This window comes from Curtanaerobium respiraculi (assembly GCF_024609215.1).
Classification (GTDB): domain Bacteria; phylum Actinomycetota; class Coriobacteriia; order Coriobacteriales; family Eggerthellaceae; genus Curtanaerobium; species Curtanaerobium respiraculi.
In genome coordinates this window covers 17,182-35,953 of sequence record NZ_JANIPD030000034.1, presented here as the reverse complement: position 1 = coordinate 35,953, position 18,772 = coordinate 17,182, and the positions used below count along the sequence as shown (strand labels likewise).

Genomic DNA, 18,772 nt, shown 5'->3' with positions numbered 1-18,772 from the left:
GATGATGGGCACCATTGATTACGCATTGATGACGGACCTGTACCAGCTGACCATGGCGCAGGGGTACTGGCATCGGGGGAAGTCGGGCGATCAGGAGCGGGCGTGCTTCATGATGTATTTCCGCAGCAACCCCTTCAAGGGCGGCTATTCCGTCGCTTGCGGCATGGACCAGCTGGCCGAGATGGTCGAGACGTATCGGTTCACGCCGGAGAACTGCGCATACCTAGCGGGTCTGGAGGCGCCGCTCGGCGGCAAGCTGTTCGACCCGGCCTTCCTGGATTATCTTGCCGACATGAAGTTCACCTGCGATATCGATGCGGTGCACGAGGGGGAGATCGTGTTCCCCAACGAACCGCTCGTGCGCGTGATCGGCCCCATCATGCAGTGCCAGCTCATCGAGACCCCCCTGCTCAACGCCGTGAATTTCGAAACGCTCATCGCGACCAAGGCCGCCCGCGTCTGCGAGGCGGCGGAGAGCAGCGTCGCGGAGTTCGGCCTGCGCCGCGCCCAAGGGCTCGGCGGCCTGTGGGCGAGCCGCGCCGCGGTGGTGGGCGGCTGCTCCAGCACGAGCAACGTCCTGGCGGGGCAGCTCTACGACCTCCCCGTCTCCGGCACCCATGCGCATTCGTGGGTCATGTCGTTTTCCAGCGAGCTCGAGGCGTTCCGCGCATATGCGCGGGAATTCCCGAACAACTGCGTGCTCCTCATCGATTCGTACGACATCGAGCAGGGCCTCGAAAACGCCATCACGGTCGGGCTCGAAATGAAGGAGCGGGGTGAACGCCTCATCGGCGTGCGCATCGACTCGGGCGATTTGGCCTGGCAGGCGAAGAGGTGCCGCGCCCGACTGGACGAAGCGGGTTTGACCGACACCGGCATCGTGCTGTCCAACGATCTGGATGAGTACACCGCTCGCAGCATACTGGACGAAGGCGCCGTTGTCGCCAGCTGGGGCATCGGGACCAAGCTGGCCACCGCCTACGACCAGCCCACGCTGGGCGGCGTTTACAAGCTCTCCGCAATCAAGCATCCCGGGTCCGACGAGTGGGTCCCGCGCGAGAAGGTCACCGGGAGCGTCGCGAAGATCACGTTCCCCGGCGTGCTCGACATCCGCCGCTACTTCCACGACGATGGCACCGTCGCCGGCGACATGGTGTTCGACGTCAACGGCGTCGTCAACGACGAGGAGCGCATCATCGACCCGGCGGACGAGCTGCGCCAGAAGGTGCTGTTCGGCCGCTCGTACGAGACGCTGCTCCACCCGCTGGCGCGCGCGGGCGAGGTCGTCCTCGACGCGCGCCACCGCAGCGCGAAGGAGGCGGCCGCCCGCGCGAAGCGGGGGCTTGCCTTGCTCGACCAATCACGGAAGCGCATGTTGAACCCCCATCCGTATCCGGTGGGGCTCGAAGCGAACCTGTGGCGCGAGCGCCATGCCCTGGCCGAGAAGCTCTCGGGCGTGCACGCCTAGGAGGTGCCCATGGACTACCGATGCAATCTCATCGTCGATTCGTGCTGCGACCTGCCATATGACATGCTCGACATCCCCGGCGTGTCGCTGATACGGTTCCCGTTCGTCATGGACGGGCAGGAGCACGTGGACGACATGTTCCGGTCAATGCCCCCGAAGCGGTTCTACGACGCCATGCGCGACAAGCGCCGCGGCTATCCCACGACGGCCCAGCTGCCGGCGACCGCCTTGATCGAGGAGTTCTCGCGGGCGTGCCAGTCGGGCGTTCCCACGGTGTACCTCAGTTTCGACAGCGCGTTGTCAGGCAGCTTCGACACCGCCGTGCTCGTGCGCGACGAGGTGCTGCGGGAATTCCCGGACGCGGAGCTGTACGTGGTCGACACCAAGCTCGCGAGCATCGCCGAGGGTCTCGTGGTGCTCGGCGCCATCGAGCAGCGCGAGAAGGGGCTGACCGCGAAGCAGATGGTCGCATGGGCGGAGGAGGCCCGCTACTATGTGGGCAGCGAGTTCATGGTCGAGGATTTCGAATCGCTGCGCCGCGGCGGGCGCATCCCCGCGGGCGTGGCGCTCGCGGGCGCGAAGCTCGACGTCAAGCCGCTGCTCAGCTTCGATCTGTCCGGCAAGCTCACGCTGGTGGGCATGGCGCGCGGCCGCAAGAAGGGCTTGCGCGCGCTGGCCGAGCATTACGCGAAGCGCGTGTACGAGGACCAGCCGATGAAGACCGTCATCCTCGCGAACGCGGACTGCCCGAAGGATATGCAGCGCCTGCGCGACGAGGTGCTCAAAGCCGACCCGGACGTGGTGTTCACCGAAAGCAGCATAGGGCCGGTGATCGGCAGCCATGTCGGCCCCGGCATGGTGGCGATCGTCTACTGGACGACCGACCGGCGCAAGGAGAAGCTCTCCGTGGCCGATCGGATCGCCAAACGCGTCAAAGACAAAGAGCAAGGGTAGCGAACGAGAGGAAGCCCCATGCCTGCACAATGCAACCTCATCATCGATTCATGCTGCGAGCTCCCGCGAGAGGCCTGGGACCAGCCCGGCGTGTTCGTGCTCGGCCTCAGCTTCACCTTCGACGGTGAAGAGCACATCGACGATTTCTTCCAAGCGATATCGGCCCACGACTTTTACGAGGCGATGCGCAACGGCGCCGCCCCCAGCACGTCCGGGGCGAGCCCCCGGGAAATCGAGCGGGCGTTCCGCGAGGCCATCTCCGCCGGCGTCCCCGCCGTGTACCTGGCGTTTTCCAGCGGGATCTCGGGCACGTACAACACCGCCCTGCTCGTCCTCGACAAGCTGAAAGAGGAGTTCGGCCCCGATCTGTCCCTGTACGTCGTCGACACATTGGCCGGCTCCACCACGGAGGGTGTGATCGTCCTCGAGGCGCTGCACCAGCGCGAGCGCGGTCTCACCGCCAGGGAGATGGTCGAATGGGTCAAGGAAGCGCGGTACTACGTGCAGACCATCTTCACCGTCGACAACCTCGATGCGCTCCATCGCGGCGGCCGCGTCCCCAGGAGCGTGGCGGTCGCCGGGGACAAGCTCGACGTGAAACCGATGCTCAGTTGGGATCTTGACGGCAAGCTGGCCGTGGTGGGCGTCGCGCGCGGGCGCAAGAAGGCGCTCAAGCGGATGGTCGACTTCTACGAGAAGAACCACGGTGAGGCCGCGGGCCAGCCCGTGATATTGGGAAACGCCGACTGCCCGAAGGATGCCGAGCGCCTGGAGGGGCTCATCGTCGACCGCAACGAGGACGCGCTCATCATGCATTCGAGCATCGGGCCCACCATCGGCTGCCACGTGGGGCCGGGGATGGCCTCCTGCTGCTTCTGGGGAGACGATCGCCGCAAGAGCCTTTCGGTCACCGACCGCATCGCGAATAAAGTTAAGGGGAACTAGCATGGAAACGCCAGAGTCTTTCGCCTTCATCGGCAACCAGCAGGTGGGAGGGGCGCTTGCGGACGGCCTCGCCCGCGCGGGGTTCCATCCGGTCGAGCCGATGAGCGACGCCGACGCCATCATCACGTACTGCACGTCCCAGGAGGATCTGGAAGAGGTCTATCTGGGCGAGGAGGGTCTGATCGCGCTCGCCGCCGAAGGCACGCTGCTCATCGATTGCAGCGCCACGACCCCGTCGTTTTCCAAGGAGCTCGCCGCCGTGGCCGCCGTCAACGACCTCCGCATGGTCGAGGCCCCGCTCTACGTCAACGACGTGACGCGCGACGATGCCTTCGCCGAACGCGGCAACCTTTCCGTGTTGGCGGCGGGCGAGGATTCCGACGTGGCGGCGTGCAAGCCCCTGCTCGAGGCGTTCGCGGGGACGGTCGTTCCCTGCGGTGCGGCAGGGAGCGCCCAGGTCGCGAAATGCGCGCTCACGCTCCAGCAGGCGCTGCGTATCATGGGCCAGGTCGAGTCCGATGCCCTGTGCCGCGCGGTCGCCGGCCCCGCGGGAGCCGCGCAGGCGCGCTGCGCCGTCGCGCAGGTGGGCGGCCAATCGCCTCAATCGTCCGCGCTTGCCCACGCCATCGAGCAGGGCGAGTTCGCAAGCGGATACACCGTCGACATGATGCTGGGCGAGCTGCATGCGGCCCTCAACCAGGCTGACGAATCCGACCTGATCACCCCGCTAGGGGAGTCGGCGGAATACCTGCTGCGCTTGCTCGCCATGGTGGGCGGTATCGACCTGGCGCCCTCCGCCCTCACGCTCATGTACCGCGACGAGGACGAGTGCGCGAAGCACGGGCTCGATTGGTCGCGCGCGGAGGCTTTCTTCGCCCATGAGCACGAGAAGGACGATGACGACCCCTACGGCTACGACGAGTCGGACGAGGAGTTCCACAAGCACCAGCACCGCCATCATCACGATGACGATGCCGGCTTCGACGGCTTCGGCTCTTTCTACGGGGATTACTCCGCGAACTAGGCGCGAGACGCACGGGGGTCGCGCCGCAACCATGGTCGGACATTCGGAAAGCACCGCGGACGTCGCCGCCATGGCTCCGTGGCTGTCGCGCTGCGAGCTGTGCCCGCGGCGCTGCGGCGCCGACCGCCTCGCGGGGGAGCGGGGCGTCTGCGGCGCGGATGCGGGCCTGCGGGTCGCCCGCGCCGCGCTCCACGTGTGGGAGGAACCGCTCATCAGCGTCGGGGCGGGAAGCGGCGCCGTGTTCTTCAGCAACTGCCCCCTGCATTGCATCTACTGCCAGAACATCGGCATCGCGCATGGGGCGCACGGCACCGATATCACGGTCGAGCGGCTCGCCGAGATCTTCGCTGAGCTCGAGGCCCAGGGCGCTGCGAACATCAACCTGGTCACTCCGACCCAGTACTGGCCGCACATCGCCGCCGCCCGCCGCCTGTTCGAGCAAAGGGGGCCGCGGTCGCGCATCCCCTTCGTCTGCAACACGAGCGGGTACGAATCCGACCGGGTCATCCGCGATTTCTCCGATTGCGTCGAGGTGTACCTGACCGATTTCAAATACGATTCGCCTGCGCTCAGCGACGCGGCCGAGCGGTATTCCCATGCCGCAGATTACTTCGAGGTGGCCACCGCCGCCCTGGACGCCATGGCTGATTGCGCCGGCGAGCCCGCGACCGAGTCGTTCGCCGGAGGGGAGCGCCTCGTGCGCGGCGTTATCGTGCGGCATCTGCTCCTCCCCGGCCGCCTGGAGGATTCGAAGCGGGTGGTCGAGCATCTGTGGTCGAGGTACGGCGACGCGGTGCTCTACAGCGCGATGGGCCAGTATACGCCCGTGCGCCCGCTCCCCCGTGCGCCGGAGCTGGACGGCCGCGTCGATGCGCGGGAGTACGAGCGCCTGCTCGACTTCATGGACTCGCTGGGCATGGAGGACTACTTCTGGCAGCAAGGCGGCGCCGACCAGGCGAGTTTCATCCCGACCTTCGACAGCACCGGCGTTCTGCCCGCGAATGAAAAATAGCGCGCTTCCCCGGAAATTGTGTTAGACAACTTTGGGGACCAATCGTATGATGAAGTGGTGAATTTTCTATTGGGTGAAGGGACCACCCCATGATCTACACCGTCACGTTCAACCCCGCAATAGATTGCGTCATGCACGCTGACGACGTGTCCATCGGGTCCATCAACCGCTCGCGCACGCAGGAGTTCTATTTCGGCGGCAAGGGTGTCAACGTCTCATACGTGCTCTCGCATCTCGGACGGCCTTCGATCGCCTGGGGCTTCGTCGCAGGCTGGACGGGCGAGGCGCTGGAGGACGCCCTCGCGCGCGATGGGATCGCATCGGGCTTCGTGCATCTGCCCGCAGGCAACACGCGCGTGAACGTGAAGCTCAAGGGCCATGTCGAGGGCGCGGGCGAGCGGGAAACCGCCGTCAACGCACCCGGTCCCCCCGTCGACGGGGCGTCGCTCGAGGCGTTTTTCGATCAGCTCGCCGACGTGCGGGCGGGCGATGTGCTCGTGCTCTCGGGCGGCATTCCCTCCGGCATGGACGAAACGGTCTACGCGCGCATCATGAAGCGGGTCGCCGCATCGTCCGCCGACGTCGTGGTGGACGCCACGGGCGACCTTCTGATGAACACGCTGCCGCTGCACCCCCTGCTGGTGAAACCCAACGACGAGGAGATCGCCGAGATCATGGGCGCGGGCTTCGACGCGTCAAGCGAATCCGACCTGGAACGGGGTGCTCGCCGCATGCACGATCTGGGCGCGCGCAACGTGCTTATCTCCCGCGGGGGCGACGGCGCCCTGCTGATCGACGAGGCGGGCGAGCTCCATCGGGCCGACGCGCATGCAGGCGAGCTGGTCAACTCCGTCGGCGCGGGCGATTCGACCGTCGCCGGGTTCGTGGAAGGCACGCTTCGTGCGCTCGAACTGGGGCTTTCCGGATCCGATGCGGTCGAGTACGCATTCCACCTGGCGTTGGCGTGCGGGTCGGCCACGGCGTTCTCGCCGGGCCTTGCCCCGATAGAGAAGGTTCGCGAGCTGTTCTCCCGCGCGGGGTACGCGCAGGGCGGCTCGCTCAGCTGAAGGTACCAAGCGCGGCCGCAGCGCGTGAAGCGGCGAATTTCCTAAGGAGGAAATCCATGAGGATCACCGACCTTCTGTCGCCTCAGAGCATCGAGCTTGGGGTGAAGGTCGCATCGAAAGCCGAAGCGATCGAGAAACTCGTCTCGCTGCACGATGCGGCAGGCAACCTTGCCGATGTCCAAAAATACCGCGAGGCAATCCTGGCACGGGAATCGCAGGGCACGACGGCGATCGGGGAGGGCATGGCCATCCCGCACGCCAAGACCGACGCGGTCGCGCATCCGGCGCTGGCCGCCATCACCGTACCGGGCGGCGTCGACTACGAGGCCCCCGACGGCAAGTCGTCCAACCTGGTCTTCATGATCGCGGCGCCCCCGGAGGGCGATGTCCATTTGGAGGTCCTCGCCCGCCTGATGACGATGCTCATGGATCTCGATTTCCGCCAGAAGCTCCTCGGCGCCTCCGACGTGCAGGCGTTCCTCGACGCCATCGACGAGAAGGAGCGCGAGAAGTTCGGCGAGGAGGAAGCGGAGGATGAGGTCCCGGCCGCCGCGCCCGCCGCCGCATCTTCCGCGCCCGACGAGGGGCGCATCCGCGTGCTCGGCGTCACGGCGTGCCCCACCGGCATCGCGCACACCTACATGGCCGCCGAAGCCCTCGAGCAACAGGGCGAGAAGATGGGCGTGTCCATCAAGGTCGAGACGAACGGCTCGGGCGGTGCGAAGAACGTGCTCACCGCCGACGAGATCAAGGCATGCGACGGCATCATCGTCGCCGCCGACAAGAACGTCGAGATGGCGCGCTTCGATGGCAAGCCCGTTTACATCACCAAGGTCGCGAACGGCATCAACAAGCCCGAAGAGCTCATCAACAAGGTGATCGGCGGCGAAGCCCCGATCTACCATCATTCCGGTTCCGCGGACGCCGCGGCCGCCGATGAGTCCGCGGAGGGGGAGAGCGCCGGGCGGCAGGTTTACAAGCATTTGATGGAGGGCGTCTCGCACATGTTGCCCTTCGTCGTCGCGGGCGGCATCTTCATCGCGCTCGCCTTCCTCATCGACACCATCGCCGGTGCGCCGCAGGATTCGAGCTTCGGCACCGCCACGCCGGCATCCGCCTGGTTCAAGGCGATCGGCGGCGTGTCGTTCGGCTTCATGCTCGCCATCCTGGGCGGCTATATCGGCCAATCCATCGCCGACCGTCCCGGCCTGCTCGTCGGCTTCGTCGGCGGCGCGCTGGCGGCGGCGGGCAACACCTTCGCCGACCCGGCTGCCACGGCGGGCGTATCCGCCGGCTTCCTGGGCGCCCTGCTCGCCGGCTTCGCGGGCGGCTATTTCATGAAATGGTTCGAGAAGCTTTGCGAGAACATCCCCCATTCTCTCGAGGGTATGAAGCCCATCCTGCTGTATCCGCTGGTGGGGCTCGCATTCATCGGCTTGTTCATGTGCGCTGTCAACCCGTTGATGATCCTCATCAACCAGGGCATCACCGATTTCCTCAACGGCCTGGGCGATGCGAAGATCCTGCTGGGCATACTGCTCGGCGGCATGATGGCGATCGACATGGGCGGCCCCATCAACAAGGCGGCCTACCTGTTCGGCACCGCCGCCATCACCACGGGCAACTACGACATGATGGCTGCCGTCATGATCGGCGGCATGGTCCCGCCGCTCGCCCTCGCCCTCGCCACCACGTTCTTCAAGGACCGTTGGACGGAAGGCGAGCTCAAGAGCGGACCGGTCAACTACATCATGGGCCTGTCCTTCATCACCGAGGGCGCCATCCCCTACGCGGCGGCCGACCCCCTGCGCGTCATCCCCTCCTGCGTGGTGGGCTCCGCCCTCGCCGGCGCCATCAGCATGGCGTCCGGATGCACGCTGATGGCCCCCCATGGCGGCATCTTCGTGTTCGCCGTCGTGGGCAACTGGCCGATGTACCTGGTCGCGCTCGCCGCCGGCGCCGTCGCGGCGGCACTGCTCCTGCGCATCTTGAAGAAACCCGCCGAGAAATAGCACACGCATCCCGAAGGAAAGGAAAAGAAGGATGTTCTCCGAAAAAGTCACGCTCATCAACCCCCAAGGCTTCCATATGCGCCCCGCCAGCCTGATCGTGGGCGAGGCGGCCAAGTTCAACGCGACCGTCACGCTGGTGCACAACGGCAAGGAAATCCCCGGCAACAGCCTGATGGCCATGATGGCCGAGGGCATCAAATGCGGCGAGGAACTTGAGATCCGCGCCGAGGGCGCCGACGAGGAGGCCGCCGTCAAGGCGATCGTCGCGTTCATCGCCGGGGGCATGGGCGACCTGTAGGGAATCCCCGTCCGCATCGCCGGCCGATGGGATGCCTGCCGGCCGCGCGCTTCGGGGCGGGCAATCGATAGGCGATGCACCGGGGCAGATGGCGCATCGCCGCCTTTGAAAAGGACAGTGATCATGGCTACAAGCGAATTGAAGGGCGTCGCCGCCTCGGCGGGAATCGGGATCGGGCAGGTGGTTGCCGTCGCCGAACCCGATTTGACGTATGCCCCGCATGCGATCGAGGACGTTTCGGCGGAGATCGCTCGATTCGATGCCGCGATAGCGAGCTACATCGAGCACACCAACGCGCAAGCCGAGGCGGTCTCCGCGCAGGTCGGCCCCAAGGAGGCGGAGATCCTCACCGGGCACGTGGTCATGATCTCGGATCCGTACATGCAAGGCGAGATGAAGAAGCTCATCGAAGGGGGGTCGTGCGCGGAGGACGCGCTCGTCCAGATCTGCGACATGTTCGCCAGCATGTTCGAGCAGAGCGGCGACGAGCTCACGATGCAGCGCGCCACCGATGTGCGCGATGTGAAGACGGGGGTCTTGGCCGAGCTGCTGGGCCGCCGTCCCGTCGACATCGCCTCGCTTCCCATGGGGACGGTCATCGTCACGCACGACCTGACGCCCTCGATGTGCGCCGAGATCACCGGCGCCATCGTCGCGGTGATAGCAGAAACCGGTGGCTTGACCAGCCACTCCGCCATCCTCGCCCGCGCGATGGAGCTGCCGGCCATCCTGTCGGCCCCGGGAGCCTTGGACGCGCTCTCCGACGGCACCACCGTCGTCGTCGACGGGTCGACCGGGACGGTGCAGGTGGAGCCCGACCATCTCGAACTGGATGCCGCCATGGTCGCTCAGAAGAAATTCGCCGAGGATAAGGCGGCCCTGCAGGCGTACGAGGGCAAGCCGACGGCGACCGCGGATGGCGTGGCGGTCGAGCTGGTGTCGAACATCGGCACCCCCGAGGACGCGAACGCCGCGATGGAACGCGACGCCGAGGGGATCGGCCTGTTCCGCACCGAGTTCCTGTTCATGGACAACACGTCCATGCCCACGGAGGAGGAGCAGTTCGCCGCGTACAAGAAGGTCGCCATCGTATGCAAGGGCAAGCCGGTGATCATCCGAACCCTCGACATCGGCGGCGATAAGGAGATCGGCTACCTCGGCATGCAGAAGGAGGACAACCCCTTCATGGGTTTCCGCGCGGTGCGCTTCTGCCTCAGCCGCGAGGATGTCTACATCCCCCAGCTGCGCGCCCTGCTCAGGGCGAGCGCGTTCGGGGACATCCGCATCATGGTCCCGCTGGTCACCTGCGTCGACGAGCTGCGCCAGGTGAAGGCCCTCGTGGCGCGCTGCATGGAAGAGCTGGACGCGGAGGGGCGGAAGTACAACAAGGACATCCCCATCGGCGTGATGGTGGAGACCCCCGCCGCGGCGATCATGGCCGACGTGCTCGCCAAGGAGGCCTCATTCTTCAGCATCGGCACGAACGACCTGACCGGGTACACCATGTGCGCCGACCGCGGCAACGAAGGGGTGCGCTACCTGTATTCGACGTGGAACCCCGCGGTCCTGCGCAGCATCCGCGCCATCATCTCCGCGGGCAGGGCGGAGGGGATCCCCGTGGGCATGTGCGGCGAGGCCGCCGCCGACCCGCTGCTCGTCCCCCTGTGGATCGCCTTCGGGCTCACCGAATACTCGGTGTCCTCCACCAGCGTCCTGTCCACGCGGCGCGAGATCGCCCGCTGGACGGTGGCCGACGCGCAGGCCCTCGCCGAGCGGGTCATGCACCTCGCCACTGCGGATGAGGTGCGCAAGGCGCTCGAAGCCGCCGTGGCGGTCCGAGCGGCCGCGGAGGCTGCGTCGGAACCCGCATAGGGGCCGTCTCGGCGCGCGCCTGCGCGCCCTCCGATCGCCGTGGCGAGCGCACCGGGTTTGTGATACACTACTTCGCTGTATCTTTATGCCCAAATGCAATGAATCGGGGTTTGCAGCCCTCGAAAGGAATCAAGCGTGGCAGAAGCTTCCAAAGAGAAGACACAGGAAACCGCTGGGGAAACCGGCGAGGAACAACAGAATATCGAATTGGCCAACGAAGAAGAGCAGGACGAGAGCATCGATTTCGAGGATATGGAGACGCCCGAGACGGTGCCCGACGATGAGCCCGAGGACGATCGCGCCGGCAGCGAGGATCGCGACGGCGAGGATGACGAGGACCTTCTGGAGGGCATCCCCGAAGAGGAGCTGAAGGCCCCTTCGAGCGTGAACCTGCCCAAGGTGACGCATGTGCGCAGCCGGAGCGACCGCGGGCGCACGCGGCGGACGGCCGACGCCTCGGTCACCATGCTCACGGGCGATCCCGTCCGCATGTATCTGAAGGAGATCGGCAAGGTCCCGCTGCTCAACGCGTCCGAGGAGATCGACCTTGCCATGAAGATCGAGGCGGGGGTCAACGCCACCGCCGCCCTCGACGCCGCCGAAGAGGAGGGCCGCCAGCTCGAGCGGCGCGAGAGGCGCCGCCTCTCGCGCGTGGAGCAGGTGGGGCTCGATGCCAAGCAGCAGCTGATCGAAGCCAACCTGCGCCTGGTCGTGTCCATCGCCAAGCGCTACGTCGGCCGCGGGATGCTGTTCCTCGACCTGATCCAGGAGGGCAACCTGGGCCTCATCCGCGCGGTCGAGAAGTTCGACTACACGAAGGGTTTCAAGTTCAGCACGTACGCAACGTGGTGGATCAGGCAGGCCATCACGCGCGCTATCGCCGATCAGGCACGCACGATCCGCATTCCCGTCCACATGGTGGAGACCATCAACAAGCTCGTCCGCATCCAGCGCCAGCTGCTGCAGGAGCTCGGCCGCGAGCCAACCCCCGAGGAAATCGCCGCCGAGATGGACCTCACCCCCGATCGCGTGCGCGAGATCCAGAAGATCTCCCAGGAGCCCGTGTCCCTGGAAACGCCCATCGGCGAGGAGGAGGACAGCCAGCTCGGCGACTTCATCGAAGATGACGCCGCGGTGGTGCCGCCTGACGCGGCGAGCTTCAGCATGCTGCAGGAGCAGCTGAACAAGGTGCTCGACGGGCTTGCCGAACGCGAGCGCAAGGTGATCAGCCTGCGCTTCGGGCTGGAGGACGGCCATCCTCGCACGCTGGAAGAGGTCGGGCGCGAGTTCGGCGTCACTCGCGAGCGCATCCGCCAGATCGAGAGCAAGACGCTTGCCAAGCTGCGCCATCCCAGCCGCTCGAGCAAGCTGAAGGACTACCTCGAGGACTGATCGCCTCCGTTCGGGTTTTCCGCGAAAACCGCGTCGGCAGACGCTTGACGCGGTTTTCGTTTCGCTTATCATTTACTTTAGCCATGACTGAAGTAAATGAACATACCGCGCATTTCGGCACGGTGCTCAGGGTGCTCGGCGAACCAACCCGCTTCAAGATCTGCCAGCTTCTGCTGGAGCGCCATCATTGCTCGCGCTCGATCAGCAGAACGCTGGGGATCAGTGAATCGGCGGTCTCGCAGCACATGTCAGTGCTGAAGGACGCGGGCCTGGTCACGTATTTCCGCCACGGCTACCATGTGCACTATGTGCTTGCAATCGATGAATTCAGGGACATGGTCACCCAGTTGAACGGCTGGATAGAGCGTATGGACGCCATATTGGACTGCCACGAGTACAACCCGTGCCAGTTCAGGTTGGACGACGGGTCCGATGGCTGCCTCAATCGATCCGCCCGGCCGAAGACGAAGCCGACTGCGAAGAAGGAGAAGCGCACCATGAGACTTGCCATTCCCAGCGAAACCGACGAGATGCTCGAAAGCGTTCGAAGCGGCCATTTCGGCCACACCCCGTATTTCACGATCGTCACCTTCGACGACGATAAGAACATCGTGGGGACCGAGGCGGTCAAGAACGTTGACCACGACCAATACGGCTGCGGCGGAGTGATCCAATTCGTGCAGACATTGGGCGTCGACGGCATCCTGACAATCGGCATGGGCACCCCGCCCCTGCAGGCGTTCACGCGCAGCGGCGTCACGGTATACTCCGAGACGCAGACCCCGAAGGTGGGCGATGTCGCCAAGCTGTTCGCCGAGGGCAAGGTCAACGTCATGGACCCCTCCGCCGCTTGCCGCCATTAAGCCTCCCCGAAGCGGGCCGCTCGCTGGTTCCCGAAGCGCGCCCGCCCTCTTCCCCCGGCGAGGGAGGTCATCGGCATGGATCATACGGTGCGCATACGCGATCCCAACGGGGGCGGGGAACATACGGTGATGGCGAACGATGCGGGGGCGCAGCAGTTCGCCGACCGCTCGCGCAAGGTTGCGAGGGAATGCCGGAACCGGGCTAAGCGCGAAGGGGTTCGCTGCCACCGCGCCTACGATGCCGATCTCCCCGATTCCGCCGTCGCCGTGGAGCTGTTCGAGGGGGCGGGGCAGCGCGGGGGAGCGCCACGCGGTCGTCGCGGAATAGCAAGTTGCCGGTTTACGGCAGGCGGACCATGTCGGGGGAGATCTCCGCGAGGCTGTGCGCCCCGCACATCTCCATCGTGTCCGAGAGTTCGGATATATAACGACTTGCCAGCATACCCACGCCCTCCGCGGCGCCTCCGTAGACGGCGTTGACGAACGGCCGGGCGATCAGCGCGCCGGATGCGCCCATGGCGAGCGCTTTGAACACGTCGACGCCGGTGCGGATGCCACCGTCGACCAGCACGCGCACGTCGCCCCCTTCAAGCGCGGAGACGATCTCCGGGAGCATTTCCGCGGTCGCCGGGCATTGGTCGAGCACGCGCCCGCCGTGGTTCGACACGATGACGGCGGCAGCGCCCGCCTCGGCGGCCTTCAGGGCGCCCTTCGGCGTCATGATCCCCTTCACGATGAACGGGACGTCGACGGAAGCGATGATTGCGGCGAGCTGCCCCGCCGTCATGCGCCCGGCGGGGGGCTCGAGGTTCTTCAAAAAGGGCAGCCCCGCGGCGTCGACGTCCATTGCGACGGCGAACGCCCCCGCATCGCGGACGAGCTGGAGCTTCTCGACGATGGTCTCGGGATCCCACGGTTTCACCGTGGGCACGCCCGCTCCGCCGCTCGCCCTGATCGCGGCGGTTGCCGCCTGCATGACCGTCGGCTCGACGCCGTCCCCGGTGAATGCGGCGATACCGGCCTTTGCGCAGGCGGGAACCAGGATGTTGTTGTATGTCACGTCGTTGTGGACATCGCCGTAATGCGTTGCCACGGCACCCACAGGGCCCGCGAACACGGGTGCGGCGAAGGTGCGCCCGAACAGATGCGCGGTCGTGTCGGCAGGCTCGTTTTCAACCAGGGTGTCCATGTTCACGCGGATATCCGCCCATGCGCTGAAATTGCGCCGCGCCACGTCGCCCGTCCCCTTGGCGCCCGGTCCCGGTATGCGGTTGCCGCACGCCACGCCGTTGCACACCGGGCACGAGGCGCAGGCCCCGTTCATGTTCGCGCGCGCCCTTTTCAAAACCTCATCGTAATCCACACGGCCTCCTCGGCATCGGCATTCCACCGCGCCTATGGTAGCGAATGGGGCGCTATCCGCCCCCGTGAGGTGCCGGACGGTGCGGAAAACCAGGTCAACGAACGGGCCATGCGAGAAGGCGGCGGCAGCAGTTCCAATGCGACCGCCTTCTCGGCACCCCGGGGGGATCCTCGGACATAGGCCGCGTTTGCCTCGGGTCTGCGCGGCGCAGCCCCGGGTCGGAGGGGCTGCGCCGCACGGCCGCCGCCGCGCCTCGTGCCCTGCGGCCGGAGTTTTCCGGCGCTACCGTTTGTTGAATGCGACGATGGTGGCGGGCAGGCCGTTGTCGTAGACGATGTCCGGCTCGCCCTGAATGAGCGGGCGGAAGTAGTCGTACGCTTCCGGGGCGATGCCGGCGTAGTCCGGTAGGATCCATTCAGCGGGGAAGCTCTTCACCGCGTTGGCGAACTCGCTCGCGGGCCCGGCGAAGAATTCGGGCGCATAGTTCCCGTCCTCGTCCTTGCCGCGGCGCACGCCGACCACCTGCCCGGTGAACGACCCGTCGGCGGACCGCATATGCGCGCTCATCCCCAGCTCGAACGCCTCGGACACGTCGACCTTGCTCTGCGCGAAGCTGCTCGACCGCGCCGCGCGCGAGAGGTCCTGCACCAGCCCGCGGGGGACGATGCCCTCGTCGATGATCATCTGCTTCAGCGCTTGGCCCGCGCCGCCCAGCTGCGCGTGGGCGAACCCGTCATCAGCGCTCTTGCCGGCGGAAAGGTAGGTGCCGTCCGCGAAATGCGTGCCCTCGCTCACCACGATGTAGCATTCGCCCTTTTCATCCATCACTCGCTTTACCTGCGCCATGAACGCGTCCTTGTCGAAGTCCTCCTCGGGGAGCACCAAAAGGTCGACGTCGCCGGAAAGGCAGCAGCTTGCGGCGAGCCATCCCGCATCGCGCCCCATGGTCTCCAGCACGAACACTTCAGGGCGGGTGAAGGCGCCGTAGTCCATTGCGGTGGCATGCGTGACCATGGCGGCGAATTTGGCGGCGCTGGGAAAGCCGGGGCAGTGGTCCACGGGCACGAGGTCGTTATCGACCGTCTTGGGGATGCCGACGAAGCGCTTGCCCGGCGCGTTCGCCTTCGCCCACTCGGAAAGCGCGTCGACCGTGTCCATGGAATCGTTCCCGCCGATGTAGAACATGGTCTCGATGCCGTGGGCGTCCATCACCTCCACCAGCTGGTTGTAATCCTTGTCATCGCCGCGTTTCAGCTTGTAGCGGCAGGTGCCCAAGGCGCTCGAAGGGGTCTGCTTCAAGAGTTCGATCTCGCGCGCGGAGATATTCGTGAGGTCGTAGAGCTTGTCCTGCAGCACGCCCTCGATGCCGTACAGCCCGCCGTACACGTGCTCGTAGCAGGGGTTGAGCTGGTTTGCGCGGATGACGCCGGCGAGGCTGGCGTTGATGACGGCCGTGGGTCCGCCGGATTGGGCGACAAGGCAGCTGGACATGGTGTTCCTTTCTTCCGGTGCATGCCGATTCCCCCTATTGTGCCACTTTCCACGGGTGAAATGGCGCGCGGGGGCCACGCGTTTCCCCCGAACCGCGGCAGCCCGCCGCCGCCGGGCGATTTCGCCACCTTAATGCGCTCTATTCCGGCGAATCCCCCCGAGAAGGCAAGTCTTTTGCAGTATGATTGAGGGGCACAGATCAGGCGGAGTGTTCCGCTTGCTCATGCGAGTGATGTTGCGAAAGGGGTAACAGTGGCTGAAGAAGTCAAGCGCGTGTTCTCGTTCGGGAAGGATGAGAACGGCAACAACGTAACGGAGGGCAATACCAAGATGAAGGCCATCCTGGGTGGCAAGGGCGCCAACCTGGCGGAGATGGCTAACATCGGTCTTCCGGTGCCGCCGGGATTCACGATTTCGTGCCAAACCTGCATGGAGTACGCCAATGCGGGCAACGTCTGGCCCGAGGGGGTCCTCGACGTGATCGAAGAGTATCGCGAGGATCTCGAGCGCCGCATGGGCAAGAAGATCGGCGATGCCGAAGACCCCCTGCTGGTCTCTGTCCGCTCCGGCGCCCCCATGTCCATGCCCGGCATGATGGACACGGTGCTCAACCTGGGCTTGAACGACCGGTCCATCAACGGGCTGATCAAGCAGACGGAAAACCCGCGTTTCGCCTGGGACTCCTACCGCCGCTTCATCCAAATGTTCAGCAACGTCGTCATGGGCATCGACGGCGACCTGTTCGAGAACGCCATCACCGCGATGAAGAACGCCCGCGACGTCAAGAGCGACACCGACCTGTCCGCAGCCGACCTGCAGGAGCTCGTGGGCGAGTTCAAGAAGATCTTCTCGGCCAACGTCGATCCCGCGCAGTATCCCGACCTCGCCGCCGACGGGGTCGCGCTCTTCCCGCAGGATCCCTCCATCCAGCTGAAGCTGGCGATCGAAGCCGTGTTCGGCAGCTGGAACAACCCCCGTGCAACCCTGTACCGCAAGCAGAACAAGATCGCGGACGACCTGGGCACCGCCGTCAACGTGCAGTCGATGGCATTCGGCAACAAGGGCGATAACAGCGCCACCGGCGTCGCCTTCACCCGCAACGCCGCCACCGGCGAGAAGGAATACTACGGCGACTACCTGGTCAACGCCCAGGGCGAGGACGTGGTCGCCGGCATTCGCAACACGAGCCCCATCTCCGAGCTCAAGCACACCCCCGGCCTCGAGGAGGCGGGCCAGCAGCTCGAGGACATCTTTGAGCTTCTGGAAGGCCACTTCCACGACATGATGGACATCGAGTTCACCATCGAGCAGGGCAAGCTCTACATGCTGCAGACCCGCGTGGGCAAGCGCACCGCCGCCGCTGCCCTCAAGATCGCGATCGATATGGAGAAGGAGGGCCTGATCGACAAGGCGACGGCGGTCAGCCGCGTCGAGCCCGAGCAGCTCGACCAGCTCCTGCACCCGCAGTTCGACAAGGCCGCCAAGTACGACATCCTGGCCCAAGGCCTGAACGCCAGCCCCGGCGCCGTCGTGGGCGAAGTCGTCTTCAGCTCCGCCGCCGCTGTCGCCGCAGCCGAAGAGGGCAGGAAGACGGTCCTCGTCCGCTGGGAGACCACGCCGGACGACCTTGCCGGCATGATCGCCGCCGAGGGCATCCTCACCAGCCATGGCGGCAAGACCAGCCACGCCGCCGTCATCGCGCGCGGCATGGGCGCCCCCTGCGTCTGCGGCGTCGACGCCCTCCACATCGACGCGGCCAAGAAGGAGGTCGTCGTCGCCGGCACGGATGTCGTGCTGCACGAGGGCGATATGATCTCCATCGACGGAACCACCGGCCATGTCGTCCTGGGCGCCGTCGACCTGGTCATGCCCGAGCTCACCGGCGATCTGGAAACGATGCTCACCTGGGCGGACGAGATCCGCACCCTGGGCGTGCGCGCCAATGCCGACAACCCCGAGGACGCCCAGCTCGCCCGCGACTTCGGCGCCGAGGGCATCGGCCTGTGCCGCACCGAGCACATGTTCCTGGGCGACCGCAAGCAGCTGATCCAGCAGTTCATCCTCAACGACGACGAAGCCGTCCGCGAGGACTGCATCAAGAAGCTCGGCGAACTCCAGAGGGGCGACTTCCTGGGCATGTTCAAGGCCATGGACGGCCTGCCCGTCATCGTGCGCCTGCTCGACCCGCCGCTGCACGAGTTCCTGGAGAGCCCCCGCGAGCTCGACGTGCAGATCGCGCATATGGAGGAGCAGGGCGCCCCTGCCGAGGAGATCGCCGCGAAGCGCGCCCTCATGGAGCAGGTCGACAGCTGGGCTGAGGCCAACCCCATGCTCGGCCTGCGCGGATGCCGTCTGTCCATCGTGTTCCCGCAGCTTCCGGTCATGCAGGTCCGCGCCATCGCCGGTGCGGCCGCCGAGCTGAAGAAGCAGGGCCTCGACCCCCGGCCCGAGATCATGATCCCGCTGGTCGCCTTCGAGAGCGAGATCGAGTTCCTGCGCGCCAAGGCCGAAGAGCTCATCGCCCAGGTCGCGGAAGAGGAGGGCGTCGATTTGGGCATAGAGATCGGCACCATGATCGAGCTGCCGCGCGCGGCCATCATCGCCGACGACATCGCGAAGCACGCCGACTTCTTCAGCTTCGGAACGAACGACCTCACGCAGACGACGCTCGGCTTCAGCCGCGACGACGCTGAGGCCAAGTTCCTTCCCGCGTACTTGGACCAGCACCTGCTGAAGCGCAATCCCTTCGCCACGGTCGACGACGGTGTCGCCGAGCTGGTGAAGATGGGATGCGAGAAGGGCAAGGCCGCCAATTCCAAGCTCATCTGCGGCGTATGCGGTGAGCACGGCGGCGATCCCGAGTCCATCCATAAGTTCGACAAGATCGGCCCCGACTACGTCAGCTGCTCGCCGTATCGCGTGCCCCTGGCCCGTCTGGCCGCCGCCCAGGCTGCTTTGGAAGACAAGTAGTCAGTAGTCGACGTCTCCCGTCCTTTATGGAAGCGACTCGC

At 65.9% G+C, this 18,772-nt stretch carries 14 protein-coding genes; 12 read left to right on the top strand and 2 right to left on the bottom strand.

Annotated elements, in window-relative coordinates:
- The first annotated feature begins 1 nt into the window (after position 1).
- From NOV21_RS07990 to NOV21_RS07940, 11 genes are all read left to right on the top strand, one after another.
- Complete coding sequence (locus NOV21_RS07990) at positions 2-1,468, top strand: nicotinate phosphoribosyltransferase (protein WP_283170530.1); 1,467 nt, start codon at positions 2-4, stop codon at positions 1,466-1,468.
- A gap of 9 nt (positions 1,469-1,477) precedes the next feature.
- Positions 1,478-2,422 (top strand): DegV family protein, encoded by a 945-nt coding sequence (locus tag NOV21_RS07985; RefSeq protein ID WP_283170529.1) that lies wholly within the window; start codon positions 1,478-1,480, stop codon positions 2,420-2,422.
- A gap of 18 nt (positions 2,423-2,440) precedes the next feature.
- Positions 2,441-3,367: a DegV family protein gene (locus NOV21_RS07980; RefSeq protein ID WP_283170528.1), complete on the top strand. Its 927-nt coding sequence runs from the start codon at positions 2,441-2,443 to the stop codon at positions 3,365-3,367.
- Between the two features lies 1 nt (position 3,368).
- On the top strand, positions 3,369-4,391 hold the full coding sequence (locus NOV21_RS07975; RefSeq protein WP_283170527.1) for an NAD(P)-dependent oxidoreductase: 1,023 nt from the start codon (positions 3,369-3,371) through the stop codon (positions 4,389-4,391).
- A gap of 31 nt (positions 4,392-4,422) precedes the next feature.
- Positions 4,423-5,403 carry a radical SAM protein gene (locus NOV21_RS07970; protein WP_283170526.1) on the top strand — a complete coding sequence of 327 codons (981 nt, stop codon included), beginning with the start codon at positions 4,423-4,425 and terminating at the stop codon, positions 5,401-5,403.
- 89 nt (positions 5,404-5,492) lie between these two features.
- Positions 5,493-6,470, top strand: coding sequence for a 1-phosphofructokinase family hexose kinase (locus tag NOV21_RS07965; RefSeq protein WP_283170525.1), 978 nt, complete (start codon positions 5,493-5,495; stop codon positions 6,468-6,470).
- Positions 6,471-6,526: 56 nt separating this feature from the next.
- Positions 6,527-8,482 (top strand): PTS fructose transporter subunit IIABC, encoded by a 1,956-nt coding sequence (locus NOV21_RS07960; RefSeq protein WP_283170524.1) that lies wholly within the window; start codon positions 6,527-6,529, stop codon positions 8,480-8,482.
- A gap of 31 nt (positions 8,483-8,513) precedes the next feature.
- The gene (locus NOV21_RS07955; protein ID WP_283170523.1) at positions 8,514-8,780 is read left to right on the top strand and encodes an HPr family phosphocarrier protein; all 267 of its coding nucleotides are present in this window, start codon (positions 8,514-8,516) and stop codon (positions 8,778-8,780) included.
- A gap of 123 nt (positions 8,781-8,903) precedes the next feature.
- Complete coding sequence (gene ptsP, locus NOV21_RS07950; protein WP_283170522.1) at positions 8,904-10,652, top strand: phosphoenolpyruvate--protein phosphotransferase; 1,749 nt, start codon at positions 8,904-8,906, stop codon at positions 10,650-10,652.
- 135 nt (positions 10,653-10,787) lie between these two features.
- A complete protein-coding gene (rpoD, locus tag NOV21_RS07945) occupies positions 10,788-12,044 on the top strand; it encodes an RNA polymerase sigma factor RpoD (RefSeq protein WP_283170521.1) in 1,257 nt (418 codons plus the stop codon).
- A 131-nt stretch (positions 12,045-12,175) separates the two neighbouring features.
- Entirely contained in the window at positions 12,176-12,907 is a 732-nt protein-coding gene (locus NOV21_RS07940) for a metalloregulator ArsR/SmtB family transcription factor (protein ID WP_283170520.1), read from the top strand.
- Positions 12,908-13,247: 340 nt separating this feature from the next.
- On the opposite strand, the gene NOV21_RS07935 is transcribed toward NOV21_RS07940, so the two are convergent.
- Positions 13,248-14,270 (bottom strand): alpha-hydroxy-acid oxidizing protein, encoded by a 1,023-nt coding sequence (locus tag NOV21_RS07935; protein ID WP_283170519.1) that lies wholly within the window; start codon positions 14,268-14,270, stop codon positions 13,248-13,250.
- A gap of 282 nt (positions 14,271-14,552) precedes the next feature.
- A complete protein-coding gene (locus tag NOV21_RS07930) occupies positions 14,553-15,761 on the bottom strand; it encodes a diphosphate--fructose-6-phosphate 1-phosphotransferase (protein ID WP_283170518.1) in 1,209 nt (402 codons plus the stop codon).
- 252 nt (positions 15,762-16,013) lie between these two features.
- On the opposite strand from NOV21_RS07930, the gene ppdK reads away from it, so the two are divergent.
- Complete coding sequence (gene ppdK, locus NOV21_RS07925) at positions 16,014-18,731, top strand: pyruvate, phosphate dikinase (RefSeq protein WP_283170517.1); 2,718 nt, start codon at positions 16,014-16,016, stop codon at positions 18,729-18,731.
- Positions 18,732-18,772: the final 41 nt, after the last annotated feature.

Excerpts from the sequence above, each read along its gene's own strand:
- NOV21_RS07990 (WP_283170530.1), top strand. The coding sequence starts at position 2 with ATGATGGGCACCATTGATTACGCATTGATGACGGACCTGTACCAGCTG.
- NOV21_RS07985 (WP_283170529.1), top strand. The coding sequence starts at position 1,478 with ATGGACTACCGATGCAATCTCATCGTCGATTCGTGCTGCGACCTGCCA.
- NOV21_RS07980 (WP_283170528.1), top strand. The coding sequence starts at position 2,441 with ATGCCTGCACAATGCAACCTCATCATCGATTCATGCTGCGAGCTCCCG.
- NOV21_RS07975 (WP_283170527.1), top strand. The coding sequence starts at position 3,369 with ATGGAAACGCCAGAGTCTTTCGCCTTCATCGGCAACCAGCAGGTGGGA.
- NOV21_RS07970 (WP_283170526.1), top strand. The coding sequence starts at position 4,423 with ATGGTCGGACATTCGGAAAGCACCGCGGACGTCGCCGCCATGGCTCCG.
- NOV21_RS07965 (WP_283170525.1), top strand. The coding sequence starts at position 5,493 with ATGATCTACACCGTCACGTTCAACCCCGCAATAGATTGCGTCATGCAC.
- NOV21_RS07960 (WP_283170524.1), top strand. The coding sequence starts at position 6,527 with ATGAGGATCACCGACCTTCTGTCGCCTCAGAGCATCGAGCTTGGGGTG.
- NOV21_RS07955 (WP_283170523.1), top strand. The coding sequence starts at position 8,514 with ATGTTCTCCGAAAAAGTCACGCTCATCAACCCCCAAGGCTTCCATATG.
- ptsP (WP_283170522.1), top strand. The coding sequence starts at position 8,904 with ATGGCTACAAGCGAATTGAAGGGCGTCGCCGCCTCGGCGGGAATCGGG.
- NOV21_RS07930 (WP_283170518.1), bottom strand. The coding sequence starts at position 15,761 with ATGTCCAGCTGCCTTGTCGCCCAATCCGGCGGACCCACGGCCGTCATC.